General features: G+C 70.1%; 23 protein-coding genes and 1 pseudogene. 12 read left to right on the plus strand and 12 right to left on the minus strand.

All coding sequences use genetic code 11. The features are described from left to right. Positions 1 to 24: 24 nt before the first annotated feature. The 3 genes from PH189_RS06560 to fdxA form a co-directional block, all read right to left on the minus strand. Positions 25 to 450 carry a hypothetical protein gene (locus tag PH189_RS06560; protein ID WP_274187951.1) on the minus strand — a complete coding sequence of 142 codons (426 nt, stop codon included), beginning with the start codon at positions 448 to 450 and terminating at the stop codon, positions 25 to 27. After that, on the minus strand, positions 447 to 1,112 hold the full coding sequence (locus tag PH189_RS06565) for a helix-turn-helix transcriptional regulator (protein WP_274187952.1): 666 nt from the start codon (positions 1,110 to 1,112) through the stop codon (positions 447 to 449). The genes PH189_RS06560 and PH189_RS06565 overlap by 4 nt, the downstream gene beginning before the upstream one ends. A 121-nt stretch (positions 1,113 to 1,233) precedes the next feature. Further along, positions 1,234 to 1,578: a ferredoxin gene (gene fdxA / locus PH189_RS06570; RefSeq protein ID WP_274187953.1), complete on the minus strand. Its 345-nt coding sequence runs from the start codon at positions 1,576 to 1,578 to the stop codon at positions 1,234 to 1,236. A 59-nt stretch (positions 1,579 to 1,637) separates the two neighbouring features. Between fdxA and PH189_RS06575 the strand changes: the two genes are divergently transcribed. The 3 genes from PH189_RS06575 to PH189_RS06585 all read left to right on the plus strand — a co-directional run bounded on the left by PH189_RS06575 (position 1,638) and on the right by PH189_RS06585 (position 4,390). Beyond that, on the plus strand, positions 1,638 to 2,240 hold the full coding sequence (locus PH189_RS06575) for a DUF2249 domain-containing protein (RefSeq protein WP_274187954.1): 603 nt from the start codon (positions 1,638 to 1,640) through the stop codon (positions 2,238 to 2,240). 458 nt (positions 2,241 to 2,698) lie between these two features. Continuing rightward, positions 2,699 to 3,076 carry a DUF488 domain-containing protein gene (locus tag PH189_RS06580; protein ID WP_274187955.1) on the plus strand — a complete coding sequence of 126 codons (378 nt, stop codon included), beginning with the start codon at positions 2,699 to 2,701 and terminating at the stop codon, positions 3,074 to 3,076. 126 nt (positions 3,077 to 3,202) lie between these two features. Continuing rightward, entirely contained in the window at positions 3,203 to 4,390 is a 1,188-nt protein-coding gene (locus PH189_RS06585) for an FAD-binding domain (RefSeq protein ID WP_274187956.1), read from the plus strand. A 338-nt stretch (positions 4,391 to 4,728) separates the two neighbouring features. Here PH189_RS06585 and PH189_RS06590 read toward each other — a convergent pair whose 3' ends face one another. Continuing rightward, positions 4,729 to 5,223, minus strand: coding sequence for a MarR family winged helix-turn-helix transcriptional regulator (locus PH189_RS06590; protein WP_274187957.1), 495 nt, complete (start codon positions 5,221 to 5,223; stop codon positions 4,729 to 4,731). A gap of 90 nt (positions 5,224 to 5,313) precedes the next feature. Here PH189_RS06590 and PH189_RS06595 point away from each other — a divergent pair, with 90 nt between their 5' ends. The 4 genes from PH189_RS06595 to PH189_RS06610 all read left to right on the plus strand — a co-directional run bounded on the left by PH189_RS06595 (position 5,314) and on the right by PH189_RS06610 (position 8,291). Further along, positions 5,314 to 5,649 carry a DUF3040 domain-containing protein gene (locus PH189_RS06595; protein WP_274187958.1) on the plus strand — a complete coding sequence of 112 codons (336 nt, stop codon included), beginning with the start codon at positions 5,314 to 5,316 and terminating at the stop codon, positions 5,647 to 5,649. 155 nt (positions 5,650 to 5,804) lie between these two features. Next, positions 5,805 to 6,695: a universal stress protein gene (locus PH189_RS06600; RefSeq protein WP_274187959.1), complete on the plus strand. Its 891-nt coding sequence runs from the start codon at positions 5,805 to 5,807 to the stop codon at positions 6,693 to 6,695. Between the two features lie 95 nt (positions 6,696 to 6,790). After that, positions 6,791 to 7,141, plus strand: coding sequence for a carboxymuconolactone decarboxylase family protein (locus PH189_RS06605; RefSeq protein WP_274187960.1), 351 nt, complete (start codon positions 6,791 to 6,793; stop codon positions 7,139 to 7,141). Between the two features lie 166 nt (positions 7,142 to 7,307). Continuing rightward, positions 7,308 to 8,291 (plus strand): slipin family protein, encoded by a 984-nt coding sequence (locus tag PH189_RS06610; protein ID WP_274188016.1) that lies wholly within the window; start codon positions 7,308 to 7,310, stop codon positions 8,289 to 8,291. A 475-nt stretch (positions 8,292 to 8,766) separates the two neighbouring features. Here the strand turns inward: PH189_RS06610 and PH189_RS06615 are convergent, their stop codons facing one another. The 6 genes and pseudogenes from PH189_RS06615 to PH189_RS06640 form a co-directional block, all read right to left on the minus strand. Beyond that, the gene (locus PH189_RS06615; RefSeq protein WP_337994134.1) at positions 8,767 to 9,807 is read right to left on the minus strand and encodes a globin domain-containing protein; all 1,041 of its coding nucleotides are present in this window, start codon (positions 9,805 to 9,807) and stop codon (positions 8,767 to 8,769) included. 461 nt (positions 9,808 to 10,268) lie between these two features. Next, complete coding sequence (locus PH189_RS06620; protein ID WP_274187962.1) at positions 10,269 to 12,764, minus strand: xanthine dehydrogenase family protein molybdopterin-binding subunit; 2,496 nt, start codon at positions 12,762 to 12,764, stop codon at positions 10,269 to 10,271. 605 nt (positions 12,765 to 13,369) lie between these two features. Then, a pseudogene (locus tag PH189_RS06625) lies at positions 13,370 to 13,719 on the minus strand (FHA domain-containing protein); the annotation flags it as partial. 712 nt (positions 13,720 to 14,431) lie between these two features. After that, the gene (locus PH189_RS06630; RefSeq protein WP_274187963.1) at positions 14,432 to 14,593 is read right to left on the minus strand and encodes a hypothetical protein; all 162 of its coding nucleotides are present in this window, start codon (positions 14,591 to 14,593) and stop codon (positions 14,432 to 14,434) included. 278 nt (positions 14,594 to 14,871) lie between these two features. Beyond that, the gene (locus PH189_RS06635) at positions 14,872 to 15,783 is read right to left on the minus strand and encodes an MIP/aquaporin family protein (protein ID WP_274187964.1); all 912 of its coding nucleotides are present in this window, start codon (positions 15,781 to 15,783) and stop codon (positions 14,872 to 14,874) included. Then, a complete protein-coding gene (locus tag PH189_RS06640) occupies positions 15,780 to 16,406 on the minus strand; it encodes a hypothetical protein (protein WP_274187965.1) in 627 nt (208 codons plus the stop codon). The genes PH189_RS06635 and PH189_RS06640 overlap by 4 nt, the downstream gene beginning before the upstream one ends. Positions 16,407 to 16,779: 373 nt before the next feature. Between PH189_RS06640 and PH189_RS06645 the strand changes: the two genes are divergently transcribed. After that, on the plus strand, positions 16,780 to 17,541 hold the full coding sequence (locus tag PH189_RS06645) for a universal stress protein (RefSeq protein WP_274187966.1): 762 nt from the start codon (positions 16,780 to 16,782) through the stop codon (positions 17,539 to 17,541). Between the two features lie 66 nt (positions 17,542 to 17,607). After that, on the plus strand, positions 17,608 to 18,648 hold the full coding sequence (locus PH189_RS06650) for a tellurite resistance/C4-dicarboxylate transporter family protein (RefSeq protein ID WP_274187967.1): 1,041 nt from the start codon (positions 17,608 to 17,610) through the stop codon (positions 18,646 to 18,648). Positions 18,649 to 18,690: 42 nt separating this feature from the next. Here the strand turns inward: PH189_RS06650 and PH189_RS06655 are convergent, their stop codons facing one another. After that, positions 18,691 to 19,119, minus strand: coding sequence for an STAS domain-containing protein (locus PH189_RS06655; RefSeq protein WP_274187968.1), 429 nt, complete (start codon positions 19,117 to 19,119; stop codon positions 18,691 to 18,693). A gap of 117 nt (positions 19,120 to 19,236) precedes the next feature. On the opposite strand from PH189_RS06655, the gene PH189_RS06660 reads away from it, so the two are divergent. From PH189_RS06660 to PH189_RS06670, 3 genes are all read left to right on the plus strand, one after another. Next, positions 19,237 to 19,701: a hypothetical protein gene (locus tag PH189_RS06660; RefSeq protein WP_274187969.1), complete on the plus strand. Its 465-nt coding sequence runs from the start codon at positions 19,237 to 19,239 to the stop codon at positions 19,699 to 19,701. 184 nt (positions 19,702 to 19,885) lie between these two features. Continuing rightward, positions 19,886 to 21,205 (plus strand): molybdopterin-dependent oxidoreductase, encoded by a 1,320-nt coding sequence (locus PH189_RS06665; protein WP_274187970.1) that lies wholly within the window; start codon positions 19,886 to 19,888, stop codon positions 21,203 to 21,205. Beyond that, positions 21,205 to 21,570: a hypothetical protein gene (locus PH189_RS06670; RefSeq protein WP_274187971.1), complete on the plus strand. Its 366-nt coding sequence runs from the start codon at positions 21,205 to 21,207 to the stop codon at positions 21,568 to 21,570. Before PH189_RS06665 ends, PH189_RS06670 begins: the two co-directional genes overlap by 1 nt. Here PH189_RS06670 and PH189_RS06675 read toward each other — a convergent pair. Further along, positions 21,486 to 21,809, minus strand: coding sequence for a hypothetical protein (locus PH189_RS06675; protein ID WP_274187972.1), 324 nt, complete (start codon positions 21,807 to 21,809; stop codon positions 21,486 to 21,488). The two genes, PH189_RS06670 and PH189_RS06675, sit on opposite strands and share 85 nt — an antisense overlap. Positions 21,810 to 21,819 lie beyond the last annotated feature (10 nt).

The following is a 21,819-nucleotide window of genomic DNA, read 5'->3' on the forward strand; positions in this document are numbered from 1 at the left end:
TTGGTCGTCGGGGTCGCCGCGGCGTCACGAGGCCAGGAGCAGGGCGCCCGTGACCAGGAGGGCGAGGACCTTCGTGACCTCCAGGCCGATGTAGGCGTGATGCCCGCGCGACCGGGGCGGGTCCTCGCCGGCGAGGACCCGGTCCGTCCGGCGGGCCAAGGCCGGGCGCACGGCCCCCACCTGCACTGCCAAGATCACCACGGCGATGGCGCCGCCTGCCGCGACGCGGCCGCTGGCGCCCCCGAGTGCGCCGGCGACGACCAGCGCGACGGCGAGCGCGACCTCGGCGGCATTCAGGGCGCGGAAGACCACCCGTCCGATCCCCAGCCCGACGCGCAGGGTCACCTCGGGCGCGCGGAACTTCAACGGCGTCTCGAGGAACGAGATGGCCAGCACTATCCCGAGCCACACGAATGTGACCGCCGTGGCCACCGCCAGCCCCGGATTCATGGCTCGCTCCTCTCCGTGTCGGCGGAGGTGTGGACGGGTCCGTCGACTCGCCCGGGAACGGTGGCGCGCAAATGCGCCACGCAGAGGTCGGGCTCGACGAACGGGTCGAGCCGCTCGACCGTGAGCGGTGTCCCGAGGGTGGACATGGCGCCCTGCATCAGTCCCAGGTGCAGGGAGCAGACGAGCCGGTCGCCGGTCTCCACCAGGTCCAGGAACGGACAATGGCGCAGCGCAAGCTGCCGGTCAGTGGCCGGGGCCCGCTGCTCGGGCGCGAACCCCAGATCGTCGAGCAACCCCACGAGACGAGCGGTCGCCTGCACGTCGGTGAGCCCCTGGTCCGGGGCCGGCTGCTCGATCAGGTCCGCGCCCCAGGCCCGCCCGGCCTGCTCGGCCCGGACCATGGCATCGGGCCGGGCGCCCAGCTCACCGGCGAGGATGGCGGCCAGCAGCCGGTAGCTGCGGGGGCCATCAGGGTGCATGCCGCGTCGGGCGCGGAAAGCCAGCGGTGGGCGGCCCGGACCGTCCACCGGGCCGTCGACCTGTTCGACGTGGCCGTTGCGGACCAGGGACTCGAGATGGAAGCGCGCCGTGTTCGGGTGTACGTCGAGTCGACCGGCGATCTCGGCGATGGTCAGCTCGGATCCCGCATCCCGGAGCAGCATCACGACTTCCCGCTTCCGTCCGACGAGCGCGCCGCGAGCGCCGGCGTCAGCAGACCTCCATGCCCGTCCCGTCCGCTGTCCGCCCTCACTCACGCGGGCCGCCGCGAGCCGGTCCGAGACATCACGCGACCTGGTGCGGCAGCGCCGCCACCATCGGGGTGTCGGCCCCGACGGCACCGAGCTTGGCCGCGCCGCCGGGTGACCCCAACGGCGCATCCCGCCGGGCGAGGGGCTCGGTGAAGAACCGCGCGTTGTCGGCCAGGTACTCCGCGAACTCAGCGGGGAGGTCGTCCTCGTAGTAGATGGCCTCCACCGGGCACACCGGCTCGCATGCCCCGCAGTCGACGCACTCGTCGGGATGGATGTACAGGCTGCGCGCGCCCTCGTAGATGCAGTCGACGGGGCACTCGTCCACGCACGCCCTGTCGAGCACGTCGACACACGGCAAGCCGATCACGTACGTCATGAGCTCGAATTTACACAACACGCTCTAGTATCAATAGGGCGGAGCGACGAGAGGAACCCATGGCCACCTCAGAACTCGACGTCCGGAGCATGCGCAAGCCCGACAAGCACCCGGCGATCTTCCAGGCCTTCGACGCCCTCGCCGTCGGCGAGTCATTCGTCCTGGTCAACAACCACGACCCGCGCCACCTGCGCGAGGAGTTCGACACCGAGCACCCCGGCAGCTACGGCTGGGACTACCTCGATCGCGGGCCCGCGAGGTGGCGGATACGGATCAGCAAGCTCACCGCCGCTGCGCTACCGCGCGTCCTGTGCGACGTCACGACGGCCGCCGCCGCGGACGATCCGGACGCCGCGGGAGCGGTGTGGTCGCTGTCGATGCGCCGTCGCGACCTCGACGCCAACTTCGTCCGCCTACGGCCGGGGGGCGGCATCGACGAACATCGGGGTCCCGACCTCGACGTCCTGATCCTCTGCCTCGCCGGCACGGGCAGGGTCCTCACCGAGACCGATCCGCTCGAGCTCCGATCAGGAACCCTCGCGTGGCTTCCGCGCGGCTCGCGGCGCGGGTTCGCCGCCGGCCCGGAGGGGCTGAGCTACCTCACGGTGCACCAACGACGACAGTCTCTCGTCCTCGAACCCCCGACCGCCTCGACTCCGTGAGTCGCCGGGGTCGCCACCGCGGGACGTCTCGACGTCGCCATCCAGGACCTGGCCGCGGTCGAGCTCGCGGAAGCCGGCTTTTGGGCGTCGCCGACCTCTTGTCGAGTCGGACAGGCCGCGGCGGCAAATATGTCCGACCATACAGACCCTCTCCCGGTCGTGAGAGTCACACTCCGAGCGACGGGTGACCTCGCCGTCATGGAGGTGGTGGTGATGGCCGTCAAACGGACTGGTCAGGCGCGCCGTGGCCCTGACCCGGCAGCCGGGACGCTCGATCCCAGCGTCATTCGTCCTCAAGGGTGCCCCTTGCCCACAGCCGACGAGGTCGAGCGCGGTACCCGCGTCGGTCCGGACCGACAGGAGGTAGCCGAGGCGAGATGGGAGAACGAGGGCGGGCGCCTGCTCAGGGCCGCGGCTCACGGACGGACACGGGGGCGCCGGCGTGAAAGGCGCCCGGGATGACGACACGATCCGGCGTCCGGGTCGCTCGGGTCTACGAGCAGCGCACGCCTCAGGACGGCGCCCGCGTGCTCGTCGATCGGGTGTGGCCCCGCGGGCTGACGAAGGCTGCCGCGAACCTCGACGCGTGGTGCGCGGACGTCGCGCCGTCGACCTCCCTGCGTAGGTGGTACGGCCACGACCCGTCGCGATTCGACGAATTCGCGGGTCGCTATCGGGCAGAACTCGACGAACCGGGCCGGGCGGCCGCACTGGAGCATCTGCGCGGGCTCGCGGCCGAACGAACGCTGACCCTGCTGACAGCAACTCGGCAGCCCGAGATCAGCCAGGCCGCGGTGCTCGCGGACCTGCTCGATGCGCAAGCCAGCGCCGACTGACAGCAAAGTCGTGCCCGTCGAATGATATGCGAACGCAACGTCGTGCTTGGGGAACGAGCGGACATGGCGCCGACACTGTTGCTCGAAGGCCGTGGTCACCGTCGTCGATGCGGAGCTGGGTCGGTCATGGAGGTGCTCGTCGTCGGTGCAGGAATCGCGGGACCGACGCTGGCCTATTGGCTGCTGCGTGCCGGGCACACACCGACGCTGGTCGAGCACGCGCACGGACCGCGCAGTGGCGGCCATCTCGTCGACTTCTGGGGTGCGGGCTTCGACGTCGCGGAGCGGATGGGCATCGTTCCGGAGCTCACGCGGCGGGGACACAGGCTGGCCGAGGCACGGGCGGTCAGCGCGAGCGGGCGACGGATCGCGACCTTCGAGCTGTCCACCTTCGTGGGTCCGGACGACCGCTACGTCAGCATCGCCCGGTCCGACCTCGCCTCCGTCATCTACGCCGCCCTTGAGGGACGTGTCGAGACCATCTTCGGCGACTCGGTGCGGACGCTCGATGACGACGGCGACGCGGTGCACGTCACCTTCGAGAGCGGGGCCGTCCGCGTCTTCGAACTGGTGATCGGGGCGGATGGCCTGCACTCACGGGTGCGCCGGCTGGCGTTCGGGACTCCGGAGCGCTTCGAGGTGAACCTCGGTCTCGTCGCCTCCGCGTTCGACGTTGTCGGGTACCGCCCACGCGACGATCTGGTCACCGTGCTCTACGCCGAGGTCGGGTTCCAGCTGGTCCGGCTGTCGTTGCCGGACGACGTCACGATGTTCCTGGTCACCGCGCGGCACGGGGGCGCCGCCCCGGAGGACCCTGCCGCCCAGCAGAGTCTGCTGCGGGAGCGACTGTCTCGCGGCGGCTGGGAGACCTCCGCGGTGCTCGAGGCAATGACGTCCGCGCGGACGTTCTACTTCGACAGGGTGAGTCAGATCCGGATGCCGGCGTGGAGCCGCGGCCGGGTCGGCCTCGTCGGTGACGCAGCGGCGTCTCCGTCATTGCTCGCCGGTCAGGGGTCCGCGCTCGCGATGGTGGAGGCGTACGTGCTGGCGGCCGAGTTGTCCCGGTCGGACGGCGACCACGTCGGGGCTTTCGCCCGCTACCACGCGCGGTTGGCGGCGTTGCTGCGCTCGAAGCAGGATGCGGCGCGGGGACTGGGGCTGGCGTTCGCGCCCTCGAGTTCGCTGCACCTGGTGGCCCGGAACGCGACGATCAGACTGATGGGGCTGCCTTTCGTCGCGAGACGGGTCATGGGACGGAGCCTGCGGGATGCCGTCGAGCTCCCCGCCGAGACCACGTTCCACCGCTTTCCCTGATCACTGCGCCGGGCCTCGACGCAGGCACGCGTCGCCGCGTCGCCGCCCGCGAGGCCGAGAGGCCGAGACGAAGCTGTTGTCCTCTCCGAACAAGGCGCGCGGTCGTCCTTGTCGGATTCAGTAGATGGACTTCAGCGGGATGGAGCGCATCCTGAGCGATCGACGGCGAGTCTCCGGAGCGGGAGGTGTCGAGCGTGGGCGGCACCGAAGGGGCATACGGAATGGATGAGCTCCAACGTGGGCAGCGTCCGGGCCGGCGACCATCGCGAAGCCGATCGGCGGAAGCCATCGAGGGCGGCCGGACCTCTCGAAGGGGTCGAACTCTGGCTGTGCGGTCTTCAGGCCGGCGTCGCGCTGTCCAACGATGTCGGAGGGTGGGGTGTGTCGGCCCACGCGGGTGGGGTCAACGCCGCAGCCATCCGTTGCATCTGGTCGCGGTGCAGTGGGCTCAGCAGGGCGAGCAGCCGCTGACCTTCCGGAGTCAAGAGAACCCGCACCGTGCGACCGTCGTCCGGGTCCTCGTGTCGCTGCACCAGCCCGTTGCCCGCAGCGCGGTTGACCAGCTCGACCGTGCTGTGGTGCCGCAGCTGCAGCCGCTCCGCGAGCTCGCCCACGGTGGCCCACTCGCGGCCGGGAAAGCCTTTCAGCGCGAGCAGCAGCTGGTAGTGCTGCGGAGTGAGGCCGTGCTGGCGCACGGTCTCGTCGCTGAAGCGCAGGTAGGAGCGGACCGCGAAGCGGAAGTCGGCCAACGCCTCGAAGTCACGCTTCGTCATCGAGCCTGAATCACCCACGTCCAACACCACGACCTTCATCACCTCGTGACCCACCGTCACCCCGGCAATCTACCGCACGGCCATCAAATATCGTGGTACGATATAATAGATCAGTCCCTCGTTCCGCCCCACCGGTCCAGGAGGTCCGTCATGCTCAGTGACCACGAACGCGAGACGCTGGTCGAACTCGAAGCTCGACTGCTCGCCGACGATCCGACCTGGGCGATGGCGTTCGACGCCGCCAGCCGACGGGTGTCACGCCAGCAGGCGTTCGAGCTGGCCTTCCACGTCGTGGCGATGACGGTCTGCGTCGCACTGACCGGGCTCATGCTCGCGGTGCACGCACCGGGCCCCGCGCTCTTCTTCGCCGCGGTGGCCGCGACGTTGTTGTGGTTGATCCGACGGCTCCGACGGCTCCGCCGGACTGGCGAGGCTCGCAGCTCGCGTTCGGGCTCGGGCTCGGGATCCTCGAGCCCGGGTGCTTGAGCCCGGTCCGGCCGGGTCGAGGCGGACCGAGTCCCTCCGGCCCTTCTCGTCGTCCGGGCAGTCGGTGAGAGATGCGCGAGGCGCATGGAATCAGTCGGGATCGTCGATCAACGCGAGCGCGGTGTGTGCCGTCCACAAGGACGTCGGGAGGAATGATGAGTGAGCCCGCCCCGGTGGTCGTGGGCGTGGATGGTTCGGTCTCCGGGCGCGACGCGTTGGATTGGGCGGTGGCTGAGGCCGCTACGCGGCTCCGCCCGTTGTGGATCGTGCACGCCTGTCCGCCTCCGATCGATCCAGGTCCGCTCGGGCCGGTGCCGTCGCTCTCGCCGTACACCGGCACGTCGGACGTACTCCAAGAGGCGGCGCGACGAGCCCGGCTGGTTGCCCCTGAGGTCGAGGTGACCGCTCGCCTGGTCTCGGGCGGTCCGGTGCCAGCGCTCCTCGGTCAGCGGGCCAGTCTGATCGTGGTGGGCAGTCGTGGTCGGAGCGGCGTGCGTCGTGCCCTTGCGGGCTCGGTCAGTGTCGCGGTCTCCGCACGGGCCCAGTGTCCGGTGGTGGTGGTCCCCCCGTTGCGCGAGGTGGTTCCCGGCCCGTCACGAGCTCAGGTCGTGGTCGGTGTCGACGGCTCGTATCTCTCGAGCCGGGCGATCGACTTCGCACTGCGGGCCGCCGCTCAGCGCGGGGTCGGGCTCACGGCCCTGCATGCGTGGATTCCGCGTCCTCCGGTCGACAGTGGTGGCCTTGCCGATGACTGGGCCGCCTCCCGAGCCGCGGAGTGCCGCGCCCTCGACGGCGCGCTCGCAGGGCGGCGGGGGCAGTTTCCCACCGTGGCCATCAAGTCCAAGCTCGCGTGCGACGACCCGGCGCACGCGCTGGCCGTGGAGTCAGCCGGGGCCGCGCTGGTCGTCGTCGGTTCCCGAGGACGCGGCTGCATGGCTGGGGTCCTGTTCGGGTCGGTCAGCCAGGTGCTCCTGCACGAGGCTCATTGCCCCATCGCCGTGGTCCGACCGCGAGCGGCCACTGCCGGGCCGGCCCGAGCAGCGTGACGGCCGCACAGCGGACGCTGACATGTCTCTCCGCAAAGGCAAGTGCGCCGAGTTTCTGATCCACGGAGACGTTCCCTTCATAGGAGGTAGCCGCCATGGCCCAACCGTTCTACCCGCAGCCCACACCGGAGCTCTCAGAGCGGCGCAAGGCGCTCGCTCCGGAGATCCACTCCGCATTCGAGGCGTTCAGTCGCGCGGTGTTCGCCGAAGGCGCCCTGGCTGAGAAGACCAAGCAGCTCATCGCGGTCGCCGTCGCGCACGTCACCCAATGTCCGTACTGCATCGACGGCCACACGCGGCTCGCCCGCCGGAAAGGGGCGAGCGCGGAAGAGCTCATGGAGGCGATCTGGGTGGCGGCCGAGATGCGGGCCGGCGGCGCGTACGCGCACTCCACCCTCGCCCTGCACGCGTCGGGCGAAGTGCCGGCACACGAGCAGCATCGGTGATCCGCACCGAATTCGCTCATCGGGCCCCTCATGGAGCTCGGAGCATGGCCCGTGTGGCGAACAGAATTCTCGAGAGATCGGATCGTGTTCGCGTCGATCTTCAGGGGCCCATCGGTGCGGACGCACGCGGTGGGGAACGAGATGATGCAGGAGAAGTGAGATGATGATGCCCATCGTCGTATTGATTGCGGCCCTGGTCCTGCTCGTGGTGGTCCTCGGGTCGAGCGTCCGGGTGGTCAAGCAGTTCGAGCGCGGGGTCGTCTTCCGATTCGGCCGGGTGGAGGAAGGAACCACCCGCGGTCCGGGAATCGCGCTGCTGGTGCCGTTCGTCGACCGGATGCAGAAGATCAACATGCAGATCGTGACGCTGCCCGTCCCGGCCCAGGACGGCATCACGCGCGACAACGTCACCGTCCGAGTGGACGCCGTCATCTACTTCCGTGTCGTGGACCCCGTGCGCGTCGCGGTCGATGTGCAGGACTATCTCACCGCCGTCGGTCAGCTCGCCCAGACCTCGCTGCGCTCCATCATCGGCAAGAGCGATCTCGACGACCTGCTGAGCAACCGGGAAAAGCTCAACCAAGGCATGGAACTCATGATCGACAGCCCGGTCCTGGACTGGGGGCTGCACATCGACCGCGTCGAGATCAAGGACGTATCCCTGCCCGAGACGATGAAGCGCTCGATGTCGCGCCAGGCGGAGGCAGAGCGCGAACGCCGTGCCCGCATCATCACAGCTGACGGCGAGAAGCAGGCCGCGACCACGTTGTCCGAGGCCGCCGAGACCATGGCCGACCACCCCGCCGCGCTCCAGCTGCGACTCCTCGAGACCGTCGTCGAGGTCGCCGCCGAGAAGAACTCCACCCTGGTCCTGCCCTTCCCCGTCGAGCTGCTCCGCTTCCTCGAGCGCGCCACCCCCGCCGAGTCCGACCAAGGCACGCCGGCGCCCACTACGGCCGCGACCGTTGCCCGGGGAGCCGCACCCTCGCCGGCACCTGCGCCTCCGACGCTGCCGGACGCCGGTGCCTTCGGTGCGCAACGTCAGGAAGACCCCGCTCGGTTCCCCTCGACGGAGCCGGCCGCACTCCGTGACGAGTCCGAATGGAGGCCCGCGATGTCGGTGCCCGATCTGCGGACAGCGGAGAGGTGACGACGGCCTGCCGAGCAGCGCAGGAACGTCACCCACCTGCCATGCCGCGCGTCGAACCTCGCGGTCCAGCGCAGGAGCTGCTGCTGGCCGACCGGGGTCGGCTCGATCTCGGACGCTATCGAGGACTCAGTCGGTGTCTGGCTCGAGCGCGCTGGCGGTGTGGGTGCGCTTCTGAAGGTCGACCCCGATGACGACCGCGTCGCGGGCCTCTGGCTCGACGACCTTGGCGGGCGACCGCGGACGAGGTGCCGACCTCCAGCGTCGAAGCTCCGAAACACACTTCCGCTGAGTGAGCCGCGACCGGAGCGCCGACCGGCTCGAAGAATCCCGGCACGGCCAGCCCGAAGGGCGGCACGAAACTCACGAGTCAGACCGGTCGGCGCTCCAGAAGCAGACGCTGGACCTATCGCCTGCGCCGCCCAGGAAGCGACTGCAGTGCGACCTCGTGCGCCGCTCAGTCGCAAGCGAGGTCGAGCTACCCTGCTGTGAAGGGGTCGTAGTGAATGCGGATGAGTGGGGTTCCAGCCTCGAGCATGGCTGAAACGGTTGCGCGCACCATGTCAGGTGATCCGCTGATCATGGTTTCGCGATCGGCCCATGCGCCGTAGCGGGAGACGACGTCGGCAAGAGTTCCGACCTCGGCGTCTCCGGGTTCGTCCCCGTGTTCGACGACCGGGATCACCGTGAGCCAGGGGTGTTGGTGGGAGAGTGCGCGGAGGCGATCGATGGCATAGAGGTCGGCGACGTCGCGTCCACCGTAGAAGAGGCCGACTCTGCGAGTGGAGCGGATGTTGACTAGCTCCTCCAGTATCGCGAGTGCCGGGGAGAGTCCTGTACCTCCGACGACCATCAGAAGGTCGCGCTCCGATTGGGGGGCGAGGGTCAGCTGGCCCATCGGAGGGCCGATGCGCCACACGTCGCCAACGTTGCTGTGGGCGACGATCGCGCGGCTGACCCAACCTTCGGGAACGGCGCGGACATGGAACTCGACGATCCCGTCGCTAGCGGGCGCGTTCGCCGGCGACAGCGACCGCCACATACGGGGCCGTTGGGGTATCTCAATGCTGAGGTATTGTCCGGGAGCATAGGGAATCGGAACGCTCGTTTGTGCCCGAACGACGGCGAGATCGTCGAGCAGACGCTGGTGATGCGTGATCCGAGCCATCCAGACGGCGGGCCCGCGCTCGGATTCGGCTGCATCGCGCATGATCGTGGCCACGAAATCGTACGCGTCCCGCCATGCGTGTTCAATCTGGGGAGTCCACCTTGGACCGGACACCTCAGCCATGGCTCTGAGCAACGCGTCGCCCACCACCTCGTAGTGCTTGGCGAGCACGCCGAATTTGCGGTGGTCGCGTCCGAGCTGGCGAAGGAAGATGGCGACGTCGTCCGGTCGATCCACTGTCTGCAGCACGTGGATGAGCGCCTGGAGGAATCGGCTGCGTTGGACCCCCATGGCAACGGGAAACAGGTCCCGAGTCTCGGGTGCCGTGTAGAACAGCAGACCGTAGAACAACTTTCCCACTTCGTCAGAACGCGGGGTGATCGCGGCGAAACTCGAACGGATGAGGGAGACCGTGGACGCAACGTCGTTGGAGGACGAGCCGGTACGAGGGACGGGGGTCAGGGCCGGGGCCCACACTGGAGGGTGGGGCTGGCCGGCCCCTTCGGGAACCGTGTCTCGTCTGTGTCTGCCGTCTCTCATCGTCGCTGGCCCCTTCCGAAGCGGGGCTACAAGTCCTCCCACACCCGCGAGCCCGGACGGTACCTCGTGTCACGAGGTAACTGGCGACCGGGCCGCTCTCCCGGCTGGCCGTGGGGAGTACGCCACGAGCGTCCACGCCGTTGAAGTCGAGGCGGGACTGCAGCGCCGCTGGCGGGGGCGACGTCGCTTCAGTCGGGTGGCTGCCTCGCAACCCCGGTCTGTCGCTGCCACGGGTGGCGGCGGCTGAGCGGTTCGACGCATGGAAGAGCCCGTCAGAGGTGTCCTCCGTCAGGCATGTCCCTTGCCGTGGAGCCGAGACCGGCACCGGCTGAGGCGATGTCGACCTCGTCACCGCGCCCGGCAGTGCCCTGTCCACCGGCTCGGGCGTCTCGGATCGCGCGCCACACGCGGTAGGGCGTGGTGGGCATGTCGATGTCGGTCACGCCGTACTGACGTACTGCGTCGAGTACCGCGTTGACCACCGCCGGGGGAGAGGCGATCGTGCCGGCCTCGCCGACGCCCTTGACCCCGAGAGGATTGGTCGTGGCGGGGGTGGTGGTGCGGTCGGTGGTGAAGGTGGGCAGGTCAGCCGCGGTCGGGAGCGTGTAGTCGACGAAAGTGCCCGAAAGCAGGGTGCCGGAGTCGTCGTAGGCGGCTTCCTCGAACAGCGCCTGGGCGATGCCGTGCGCGAGGCCACCATAGACTTGGCCTTCGACCAGGGTCGGGTTGACCACCGTGCCGACGTCGTCCACGCAGACGTAACCTCGTAGCTGGACCCAACCCGTTTCGGTGTCGACTTCGACCGCGCACAGATGTGTCCCGTGTGGAAAGGAGAAGTTCTCCGGGCCGAAGGTCGCTTCGGCGTCGATTGACGGTTCGACCCCGTCGGGCAGGTCGTGCGCGGTGAACACGGCCAGCGCGACGTCCTGGATCGTCACGCCCAGGTCGGTGCCCCGCACCGAGAACCGGCCACCGTGAAACTCGATGTCCTCGACGGCGGCCTCGAGCATGTGCGCGGCGATTGGCAGAGCCTTGACGATGACCTTCTCGGCAGCCTTGACCACGGCAATGCCCCCGACCGAGAGCGACCGGGACCCGTAGGTGTCCAGCCCGCGAGGTGCCGACGCGGTGTCGCTGTGGAGGACCTCCACGTCGTCGAAGCTCACGCCGAGCTGATCGGCAGCGACCTGGCACCATGATGTCACGTGGCCCTGCCCGTGCGGTGAGATTCCGGTGACGACCTCGACCTTTCCGGTGGGCAGCATTCGGATGCTGCTGTGCTCCCACCCGCCGGCGCCGTAGTTCAGCGAGCCGAGCACCCGCGAGGGCGCGAGCCCGCACATCTCGGTGTAGGTGGAGATGCCGATGCCCAGTTGAATGGTGTCGCCGCTTCGGCGGCGCTGGGCCTGCTCGCGACGCAGCCCCTCGTAGTCGAAGAGCTCCTGCGCCTTCTCGGTGGCGGCCTCGTAGTTGCCGGTGTCGTACGTCAGCGACGACGCCATCATGTAGGGGAACTCGTCATGGGTGATCCAGTTCTTGCGGCGCAGTTCCATCGGCTCCATGCCGAGCTCGACAGCGAGCTCGTCCATCAGCCGTTCGATGCCGAAGGTCGCTTCTGGTCGACCGGCGCCGCGGACGGCGTCGGTGGGCGTCTTGGTGGTGAAGACGTTGGTGCAGGAGAACCGGTAGGCCGGGATCTTGTAGATGCCCGGGTACATGAACCCGCCGAGGATCGGCACGCCCGAGGTCAGGATGCGCAGGTAGGCGCCCATGTCGGCGAGTAGGTCGACTTGGAGCCCGGTGATGGTGCCGTCAGTGCGTGCGGACACCGTGAGCTTCTGGATCTGGTCGCGCCCGTGGTGGCCCGACAGCAGGGACTCGGAGCGGGTCTCCGTCCACTTGACCGGCTTTCCTAGCTTCTGAGCGACCAGCACGAGCAGGATTTCCTCGGGCGTGACCTGCAGTTTTCCGCCAAATCCGCCACCGACGTCCGGCGCAATGACCCGCAGCCGGTGCTCGGGGATGCCCAGGGTCATCGCTGTCATGGTCCTAAGGATGTGCGGAACCTGGGTGGCGGACCACATCGTGAGCTGTTCAGGGTTCGGATCGACCACGACCGAGCGAGGCTCCATGAACGCCGGGATCAGGCGCTGCTGGCGGAAGCGTCGGCGGACCACGATCTGGTCCGGGTCGGACTCGGCAGCCTCGAAGGCTTCGTCGACGTCGCCACCGGTACCCGCCGCGCCGGAGTCGAACCTCCAGACCGCGCTTCGGTTGGTGCCGAGGTGGGGGTGGACCAACGTCGCCCCCGCGGCGAGTGCCTCCTCCATGTCGAGCACCGGGTCGAGCGGGTCGTAGTCGACCTCGACCTTCTCGACCGCGTCCTTGGCGGCCGCAGCGTTGCGGGCGACGACGACCGCGACTGCGTCCCCGGCGAAGTTGACCGTCGTCGGGGCCAGCGGGTGCGCCGCCGGGGCCTTCTGGTCCGGGGTCACCGACCACGCGTTCGGCAGCGCGACCGTGTCGGCAGCCAGGTCGGAGGCGGTGTACACCGCGACCACCCCCGGGACCTGTTCGGCGGCGGCGCGATCAATGCCGGTGATCGTGGCGTGGGCGAAGGGGCTGCGCACCATCGCGCAGTGCAGCATCCCGGTCAGAGCGATGTTGTCGGTCCACTGTGTCCGTCCGGTGACCAGTCGTCGGTCTTCCTTGCGCAGCCGGCCTCGACCGACCTCGGTAGCGGACGGGGAGGGCTCAGTGACGGTCATCAGATACTCCGGTCTGGACTCCGCGGGAAGCGACGAACTTCCGCGGTTCGTGTCGTGAATGCAATGGGTGCATCGAGGTTGCTTCAGACGATTCTCGTGAGTTGCGGCCTCAGTCGTTTCCTCCGTCGGAAACTGTGGTGCGTGAGTGGGCTGACTGTGAGCGCGCCAGTGCGCATCTCGACGGCAAGTCGGATCGCTAGCATGAACTTCTGCGTCGCGCTAAGCGGGCGGCGTGCCTACGATAAGTACCTGAACGGAACTCATCGCTGTGTCGGGAATGTCCGGGGTCGGGTGCACGACGCCGCTGTACTCCCGCGCGTAACGGCGGGATACGTCGAGTGGCAGCATCTACTCCTCGCGGCGGCGCCGCCGGACGAGTCTGCTCCTCGGGGTCAATCGCCAGGAATAACAGCTCCGCAGGCCCCGCAGCGCGTCGGTGGCTCTTCGTCGGCGATCCGCCCGCATTCCGGGCACAACAGGTGCATCCAACACACCGGATCGCCCCCCGTCTCCGGCGCACGGGGCAGTCGAGTGCTCATTGCTTTCCACCTTCCTCGCTGTGCTGCTGGAGGAGTTTCCGGGCTCGAGGGAGGACCGGACGTCAATGAGCCGTCGGTCCCGTGCCTCGGCTGCGCGGCACGGAAAACGAGCCGGAACTTGCGATCTGAACCTCGTCGCCGTCGGTCAGTACCGCCATGTCACTCAGCGCGCCGTTGACGTACGTTCCGTTGAAACTGCCGACGTCGACGACGACGAAGTCCGCGCCCTGGCGGCGGAACTCCGCGTGTCGACGAGAAACCGTCACGGCGTCGAGGAGGACGTCGCTGTCGGGGTGCCGGCCCACTGTGATCACGGCCTGATCGAGCGGACGGCGGAACCCGGCGTTCGGTCCACGTCGGGCGATCAGCAGCGCTGACTCCGAACGCGCCGCGTCCGCTTCGTCCGTCTCGCACTCTTCGCGCGTTCGGGTCAAGCCCCCCGTCATCCGTGTCATCTGTGTCTCGACTCGGACACGAGTGTTACCGGTGGTGTCGGCTGTTTCTCCCCCGGCACTCCGATGTCGTGGCGGGTCTGCGTTGTACGAGCGTGCCGGACTGCTCTGATCGAACACGACGTACCTCCTTCGAACTTGTCGCCGTCGGACCAGGGTGGCCTGTAACTCAAAAATATCGTATCACGATACAGTGGCGTTAGGTGGTCTTGTTCGATTCGGTGAGTGTCGTGCACAGGCGCGCTGGCCCGCCGGTTCAGTGCGCCCTTGTCGCTCCACGAGCTCGACCGCGACGCGTTGCAGACATTGAATCCGGGTGTTCGGCGGGGTCCGGCTCTAGTAAGTGGGACGAGCGAAGCCCTTGGATCTGCGCCGGACCAGTCACGACAGATGCTCTGTCCCTCGTCCGGCGCCATGCGCCCCCGGCGGCTACTCGCGGATGGCCACGGCATGTAGGGCGAGGGCGACTCCCGGGGGAGGGGAGGAGGAGTCACCAGCCCGTCCGTTCAATGCTCTGGGCTGATCCGGCTACCCAGCCGGCACCGGCGCGCTGTCGATCAGGGACACCGATGAGGGCAGTGACTTGCGGGGGCGTGCGCGAGTCGAGCGTCGCAGTCTCGTGCGGCGTCGCTGCCGCTACTGTCACGACGCTCCGGACCGACACTTCCGCGGTCCCTCAGGGCTTCGCCTCGAGAGGCGTCTGTTCGAACAGCTCCAAGGGATCGCTCGATGGGCCGTCCAGCAGGATCTGCTCGCCGCCCACGCCGACGATGATGTCGTTGCGGAACCGGGCGCTCGCCCGGCGTAGCTCCTCGACGACGCGTCCGAGGGACGTCACCTCGAGGACGAACCGGTTCCACCCTCCGGGGCGCGGTGTTCTCCCGTCGGGCATCGCCTGGCTTCCGCCGGCCCGGCCGTTGAGAACGGACAGCACGAGGCTGAGGTCGCCGCGCGAAAGCATCGGAGTGGGGCGGGGCGCATGTCCTCGTAGAAGTCCAGGTGTCCGCAGTAGAACGTGATCGCCGCAACGACGTCGTCGACGATGTACCTCAAACTGACCGTGGCCAGGTCTCTTCGGCCTCCGCCGTAACGCCGCCGGGATGTCGGGGAGTCGGATCAGTCGCCGGTCCGGCCGACCTCGGGTTCGGGGACGTCGCGTTGCTCCGCCCGGGCCCGTGCGGCCAGGCTCGTGGCGATGAGCCCGTCGTAGATCAGGATGCCGGCCACCCCGCCGATGAGGGGGCCGACGATGGGCACCCACCAATAGTTGTCGAAGTATGTTCCGGCTCCGGGGAACGCCAGCGGGCCCCACCCCTCGATCCAGGTCCAGAGGCGAGGTCCCAGGTCACGTGCCGGGTTGATGGCGTAGCCGGCGTTGGTGCCGTAGGTCAGGCCGATCGCCACGACGAGGAAACCGATCAGCAGCGGTGCCAGGTTGCTGCCCGGGCCCTGGTTGCGCCGGTCGATCAACGCGGCGATGAGCGCGACCAGGAGAGCGGTCCCGACGATCTGGTCCAGGAGCGGACCGGCGAGTCCGCCGCCGAAGTACTTGGCGGGGAAGGTCGCGAAGACGGCGAACGTGTCGAGGGAGCCGGTCCGCGTGGGCACGTTGTTCGCCACGTCGTAGGCGTTGATGGCGGGCCGGTACACCGCGTAGACCAGCGCGGCAGCGACGAAGGCTCCGACGAGTTGGGCCAGCCAGTACGCGGGGACCTTGGCCCAGGCGAATCCTCGACGCAGAGCGAAGGCCAGGGTGACCGCCGGGTTGAGGTGGGCGCCGGAGACCCCGCCGCTGATGTAGACGCCGAAGGCGACGGCGAAGCCCCAGCCGAAGGCGATGATCAGCCAGTTGCCGGGGCCGAAGGCGTCGGCCTGACGGCCCGAGCCCGGCAGTCCGACCACCGCCACCGCGACGGAGCCGCACCCGAAGGCGATCAGGACGAAGGTGCCGAGGAACTCGGCCAGGCATTCGCCGCCGAGCCCGGCGAGGAGGCGCGGCACGCCGACATCGCGCTTCGTGCTGCTCATCGTCGTTCCGTTCCTCGAGCACTCGCGACTGCGCCCGACGCCGCGACCGGGGTCGCCCTCGGTGGGACGTCGTCCGTCCGGCCTGCGCTCGGGGGACCCGCCGTCGCGCCGCGGGCGGCGCGCACGACCTCCGCGAGCAGCGCGATCAGTCGCTCGTCGCGGTCTTCGGCGGGGAGGTGCTCGAGCGTGGCCACGACGGCGATGACCGCCTCGTGGACGACCGCATGGGCAGGCAGGCGCAGCCACCGGAGCCAGGGGTGGCCGAGCCGGCGCCGAGCGCGTCGCCGCAAGGCCGTCAGGTGGCGATCGCCAGGGGCGACGGCCAGCCCCGTCGTCGTGCAGCACAGCACGACGACGTCGTCGAGTCCGCCCTGCCGCGGACGGATGTCGATGAGGTCCGGCGCCGACGGGGCGAGTCGGGGCCGGGCCCGATCGCTGACCGCGTCGTTGACGCGACGGGCCACGACGGCGACAGCGCCCGGCGTGCACGCTGGGCGGTCGGTGAAGCGCAGCCCGGCCAGCACCGACACGTACTCCATCAGGCACGCGCCCTGCTCGGGATCCGTGTGCTTGCCGACGTCCAGGTGTGGCAGTCCTGTGACTGCCGGCCGCTCGAGAACCATGTCCGGGCCTTCCCTTCCGAGACGCAGACCCTGGCCCACCAGCGTCGCACGTCGCGTCCATTATGAATGTCGTGCGGCAAGAACGATATGCAAGCGCAACAACGTGCTAGCCTGGACGAGCGCAGCGGTGGGTGGCACGACGCGCGCGGGTCCCTCATGCCCCGTCGACGACGTCCGAGGTCGTGTGGGGCGGGCGCGGCCGCGGCCACCGTGTCCGGACCGTCGTGTCCCGCACGAGGAGGCGGTGGAACATGGTCGATCGCACAGAGAGGGCCACCGGTGTCGTCGCCGGTGTCGGCGGCAACCCGGCAACGTTGCGGGCGGTCCGGTGGGCGGCCCGTGAAGCCGGCCGCCGTGGCGTCGGCCTCGACCTGTGCAGGTCCTGCCCCCGTCGCACCACGACCATGTCCTGCGGGCGCCGCAGGGACGCGCCCGGGCCCTGCTCGAGCAGGGCCGCCAGGTCGCCGCCGCAGTTGCCCCCGACGTCCCCGTCCGCCTCTCCGTGGTGACCGGCGTCTGCGGGCCCGCGCTCGTCCACGTCGCGGAACGCGCCGAGCTCCTGGTCCTGGGCTCCCGCACCGCGGCCGGGGACCTCGACCTGACGGTCGGGCGCGTCGTCGGACACGCGATCGGCCACGCCCGGTGCCCTGTCGTGCTGGTCCCGCAGATCTGGGATCCCGCCGCGGCACACTCCGGCAACGTGCTGGTGCACGTCGACGGCACGCGCGAGTCGATCGGCGCCGTGGCCTTCGCCGCGGACGTGGCCGACCGGTGGGGCGCGCCCCTCCAGCCTGTCGCCGTGGGGGTCCGTCACGGCTCCCGGACCGACGAGCAGGCCGCCCGACAGCGGCTGGCGAACGCCGTCGCCGGAACCCCCGATCAGCATCCCGACCTCGCGCTGCACGAGACCGTGGTGTGGGGCAACGCCGCCGAGGCGATCCTGCACGAAGCTCGTGCGCAGGCGCGGCTCATCGTCCTCTGCTCTCGGGGGTACGGTGCGCTCGCGGCATCGCTCCTGGGCGCGACCACCCAGACGGTGATCCGCATGGCGAGCTGTCCGACCGCCGCCCTCCCGTCCGGGGTCGCCGAGGTCTGGGCGACGCGCGGGGTCGGGCAGGTGACGGCGGACGCGTGACGACCTGTGCTCCGCGCAGCAGTGGGGGTCGTCCGGCGAGTCATCATCGAGCCGTGGCGCGGCCGGGTGCGCGGCCCCGGCCTCCCCGCCGACGCCTTCGCCGTCGTCATGGCGACCGGCATCGTCTCGATCGCCGCCCGGGACACCGACCACGCGGTGGTGTCGACCGTCCTCGCGGTGACCGCGAGCGGCGCACTGGGCGCGCTCGCGCTGTGGTCGGCGATCAGCGTCGCGACCACGGGCAGGGCGATCGCCGCCGGCCCGGACCCGCTGGCCCGCTCGTTGCTGCTGTTCAGTGCCGTAGCCGCCTGCGACGTCATGGCGGCCTGCTCCAGGTCCGACGACGTGGTGTCTGTGGTGCTCGGGGCGGTGGCCGTGGTGCTGTGGCTGGTCCTCGTCCCGCGGACACTGGCGGCACTGCGGTCGCGACCACGCGGGGCGCGAGCCGACGGTGCCCGCGGAGGATGGTTGCTCGCGGCGGTGGCGACCGAGTCGCTCGCGCTCACCGCCGCGCAGCTCACCGGGGCGGGGGTGCTGGTCCCGGTCCTGCTCGGTGTCGCCCTCGCCTGCTGGGTGCTGGGCCTGGCCGTCTACCTCGTGATCGCCGTGCCCGTCGTCCGGCGCGTCGTCGCGGCCCGGGGCGGCGTCGAGGTCCTCGGTCCCGACCTCTGGGTGCTCATGGGCGGGCTCGCGATCGCCACGCTGGCCGGGAGCGGTGTCGTCGCCGCGACCCGGGCCTCGGGGGCGCTCCCCGGGTTGCCCGAGATGCTCGGCCCTGCACCGGTGGGCCTCTGGGTGCTCGGCACGATGTGGATCCCGGTCCTGGTCGCGATGGAGATACGGCGCCGGCGACGGGCGGCGTGGCACTACGAGCGCGCGCGTTGGGCGACGGTGTTCCCGCTGGGCATGTACTCCGCGGCCAGCTCGGGGCTGGCGAGCGTCGGAGAGACAACCGGCGTATTGCCCTCGGTGCTGCGGGACACCGGTCACGTCGCCTTCTGGGTGGCGCTCGTGTCGTGGTGCCTCGTGACCACGGGGTTCCTGCGACAGAGCTGGCGGCGCCCGCCGTCTCTGCCGTGGCGTCCCGTGGGCTCGCGGCCCGGATGACGAGGATCGATCCGCGCACGGCGCGCCGCGACCGACCCGACCTCAGGGGCGCAGGCCGAGCTCGGCGGCGAGGGCCGGCGGCAGGTCGTACAGCTCGACACGCGCCTCCCGGGTGAGGCAGCGGATGCGCAACCGGGCGAGCGCGCGCACGAGTACCGGGTCGCACCCGTCGAGTCCCGAAAGGTCGACGACCAGCTCACGGCACGCCGCGCTCGGCAGCTCGTCGGCGAGGGCCCGCAGGAGCTCGCGGGAGCACCGCTCGAAGCGCCCACGCAGGACGAGGGCGACGCACCCGGCGCCGTAGCGGCGCAATCCCATCGCGCCCCGACCATCAGGGGAGACAGGCTCGACGTGGGCGCGCGCCTCGGTGACCGCGGCGCGACGCCGAGCGGGGAGGTCGGCAGGCAGGTCGACGTCGTCGATGACGAGCCTGTCCCAGGGGCGGACACCCGCGTCGGGGTCGAGGGTCATGGTCGGTTCCTCCTCGCGCCGTGGTCGGGACACCCGCAATCGCTACTATTGTACGTCGTGCACAACGCACGACAAGCGGCTAGCGTGAGGTCCGACGACAGGGACGGAGGGATGCGGATGGCGGCCGAGGCCGGACGGGTGCAGGCGTTGCTCACCGCGTACCGCTGGGTGGCCCTCGCGGGCCCGCGGACCACGACGGGTGTGGGTGTGGTCCTCCTCGGCACGATCACCGTGCCGCAGCTCTCCCTGCTGGGCGGGAGGTATCCGGGCTGGGTGCGCGTGTGGGCCGTGCTGGCCGTCGGGGTCGCGCTGCTCGCCGTGACGGCCATGCTGCGGGCGCGCTCCCGCCTGGTGGCGGGCCTCGGCTGGTTCGGGGGCAGCGCCGTCTGCGCCGTGTCGATCACGCTCTGGGTCCTCAGCCGGACAGTGGGCCTGCCCGGTCTGGTCGGCACGGTCGGTCGCTGGGACCACCCCGGCGCCACGGCCGCGCTGGGCCTCGCGGCCGCCTACCTCGTGCTGCACGTCTCGCTGCTGCTCGGCGTCACCGTCGCGCGGCCGGGACACCGGTACTGGCACGACTGACGGGCGGGACGAAGTGACGTTCCTGGACTTCCCGGCGTGGCTGCGCGTCGAGCACTGGCTCAACGTGCTCTTCCTGACCCTGCTCATCCGCAGTGGCCACGAGGTCCTCGCCACCCACCCCAAGCTGTGATGGCGGGACGACAGCCGTCCCGGCACCGAGTGGGCGCGGTTCACGCGCAAGACGATGCCGACCGACAAGCTCTACGACACCCTCGACGAGGAGGAGAGCTATTCGCCGGTGATCTCCCTGCCCGGCCGGAAGATGCTCGGGATGGGCCGGCACTGGCACTTCGTCGCCGTGCTGGGATGGATCGCGACCGGGGTGGCCTACATCGCGCTGCTGTTCGGGACCGGGCAGTGGCACCGCTACATCCCGTACTCCTGGGAGATCTTTCCCACGGCCTGGAACGATCTCCTGACCTACCTGTCCTTCGACCTGCCGCCCCTGCTGCCCGGTGAGCCCCTCGACGGCATCCAGAAGCTCACGTACGCCGCGGTGATCTTCCTGCTCGCGCCGTTCCAGATCCTCACCGGCGCGGCCCAGTCACCGGCGGTGGAGGCCCGCTTCCCCTGGTACGTGCGGCTGTTCGGCGGGCGGCAGAGTGCGCGCAGCCTGCACTTCCTCGGGCTGGTGGCGTTCCTGGCGTTCATCGTCGTCCACGTCACGATGATCGCTCTGTGGGGCTGGGGCGAGCTGAACTCCTTAATGATCTTCGGCGAGGTGCGGGACACGCGGTGGGCGGTCGCCGCGTCGCTCGGCATCATCGCGGCGATCGTGCTCGTGCACGTCGCGGCGACGGTGTGGAGCCTGCGGCACCCGCGCTCGGTGCAGCGGGTGCTGGGTGCGGTGCTCGAGCGCGTGCGGCGGCTCGCGCTGCGCCCGCTCGTGTCCCGGCAGGACTACTCCCGCGCCGAGCTCTCGCCGGAGCACCGGGTCAACGGGAAGCCACCGGACAGCGACGCCTACAAGACCCTCGCCGTGCACGGCTTCGCCGAGTGGCGCCTCGACGTCGGGGGGCTCGTCGAACGACCCGTGCGGCTCTCGCTCGATGAGCTGCGCGGCCTGGGCACGGTGCAGACCCAACGAGTGCTGCACAACTGCGTCCAGGGCTGGTCGAGCATCGGGGAGTGGACGGGCCTGCCGCTGCGCGAGCTGGTCGACCACGTGCGGCCGATGCCCGAGGCGCGCTACCTCTGCGTGCTGTCCCTGCAGGACAACGCCCGTGACGAGCCGAGCGCCGACGGCGCCGGTCGGTTCTACGAGGTCATCGATCTCGAGCTCGCCCGCCAGTCGCACACGCTGCTCGCTTACGGGATGAACGGAGGCGCGCTGCCGATCAAGCACGGGGCGCCGCTGCGGCTGCGCATCGAGAACCAGGTCGGCTTCAAGATGGTCAAGTGGATCGAGCGGATCGAGCTCGTCTCCGCCTACGACGTCATCGGGCGCGGCGCCGGCGGCTGGCGCGAGGACAACGTCTACTACGACAAGGACGTCGCGATCTGATGAGCGCTTCGGACGCCGCCGACACCCGCCCGGCCGACCTCGTCCCTCTCCACGACGGGCAGCGCGCCCGGGTGCGGGCCCAGCTCGCGCGGGAGGAGGTCACCTGCGGCGCCTGCGGGGGCACCGCCTTCGCCGTCGGCGATGCGCTCTACGTGGGCTTCCTGTTCCGCAGCGAGCGGGCGGACTCGTGGATGGTGGCGCTGACCTGCACGACGCCCGGTTGCCCGTCACCGCGCGCGGCGGTGCGGGTGCACGATCCGCGCGGGCTGCTGGGCGACGGTCAGGCGGTGTCCAGCGGCCAGGGGAGCCCGAGACGGTCGAGCAACGGGACGAGCCCGCGCAGCTCGGCGGCCAGCTCCTCGTAGCGGGCGCGATCGGTCACACCGAGCGCATCGCGGCGCTGCAGCAGGGCCAGCCGGTGCAGCCGGCCCGCGACCAGGGCGCCCCAGCTGATCGAGGCGTCGTACACGCGGGCCTCGTCGTGGCGGCGCTGCTCCGCGTCGCCGAGGGCACGCAGCGCCGCGACCTCGGCGAACGCCCGATCGAGGTCGGCCGCTACTCCCTCCACCGGGTCGGCGTCGCGCGCGGTGGCCTGCTCACTCACGGGTGTGTCC

The organism is Actinomycetospora chibensis, assembly GCF_028737215.1.
Taxonomy (GTDB): Bacteria; Actinomycetota; Actinomycetes; order Mycobacteriales; family Pseudonocardiaceae; genus Actinomycetospora; species Actinomycetospora chibensis.

Coding starts and splice junctions, on each gene's coding strand:
- PH189_RS06600 (WP_274187959.1), top strand. CDS start 5,805: ATGAGTGAGCCCGCCCCGGTGGTCGTGGGCGTGGATGGTTCGGTCTCC.
- PH189_RS06665 (WP_274187970.1), top strand. CDS start 19,886: ATGCCGACCGACAAGCTCTACGACACCCTCGACGAGGAGGAGAGCTAT.
- PH189_RS06595 (WP_274187958.1), top strand. CDS start 5,314: ATGCTCAGTGACCACGAACGCGAGACGCTGGTCGAACTCGAAGCTCGA.
- PH189_RS06660 (WP_274187969.1), top strand. CDS start 19,237: ATGGCGGCCGAGGCCGGACGGGTGCAGGCGTTGCTCACCGCGTACCGC.
- PH189_RS06605 (WP_274187960.1), top strand. CDS start 6,791: ATGGCCCAACCGTTCTACCCGCAGCCCACACCGGAGCTCTCAGAGCGG.
- PH189_RS06635 (WP_274187964.1), bottom strand. CDS start 15,783: ATGAGCAGCACGAAGCGCGATGTCGGCGTGCCGCGCCTCCTCGCCGGG.
- PH189_RS06560 (WP_274187951.1), bottom strand. CDS start 450: ATGAATCCGGGGCTGGCGGTGGCCACGGCGGTCACATTCGTGTGGCTC.
- PH189_RS06670 (WP_274187971.1), top strand. CDS start 21,205: ATGAGCGCTTCGGACGCCGCCGACACCCGCCCGGCCGACCTCGTCCCT.
- PH189_RS06575 (WP_274187954.1), top strand. CDS start 1,638: ATGGCCACCTCAGAACTCGACGTCCGGAGCATGCGCAAGCCCGACAAG.
- PH189_RS06640 (WP_274187965.1), bottom strand. CDS start 16,406: ATGGTTCTCGAGCGGCCGGCAGTCACAGGACTGCCACACCTGGACGTC.
- PH189_RS06580 (WP_274187955.1), top strand. CDS start 2,699: ATGACGACACGATCCGGCGTCCGGGTCGCTCGGGTCTACGAGCAGCGC.
- fdxA (WP_274187953.1), bottom strand. CDS start 1,578: ATGACGTACGTGATCGGCTTGCCGTGTGTCGACGTGCTCGACAGGGCG.
- PH189_RS06620 (WP_274187962.1), bottom strand. CDS start 12,764: ATGACCGTCACTGAGCCCTCCCCGTCCGCTACCGAGGTCGGTCGAGGC.
- PH189_RS06610 (WP_274188016.1), top strand. CDS start 7,308: ATGCCCATCGTCGTATTGATTGCGGCCCTGGTCCTGCTCGTGGTGGTC.
- PH189_RS06655 (WP_274187968.1), bottom strand. CDS start 19,119: ATGACCCTCGACCCCGACGCGGGTGTCCGCCCCTGGGACAGGCTCGTC.
- PH189_RS06585 (WP_274187956.1), top strand. CDS start 3,203: ATGGAGGTGCTCGTCGTCGGTGCAGGAATCGCGGGACCGACGCTGGCC.
- PH189_RS06565 (WP_274187952.1), bottom strand. CDS start 1,112: ATGCTGCTCCGGGATGCGGGATCCGAGCTGACCATCGCCGAGATCGCC.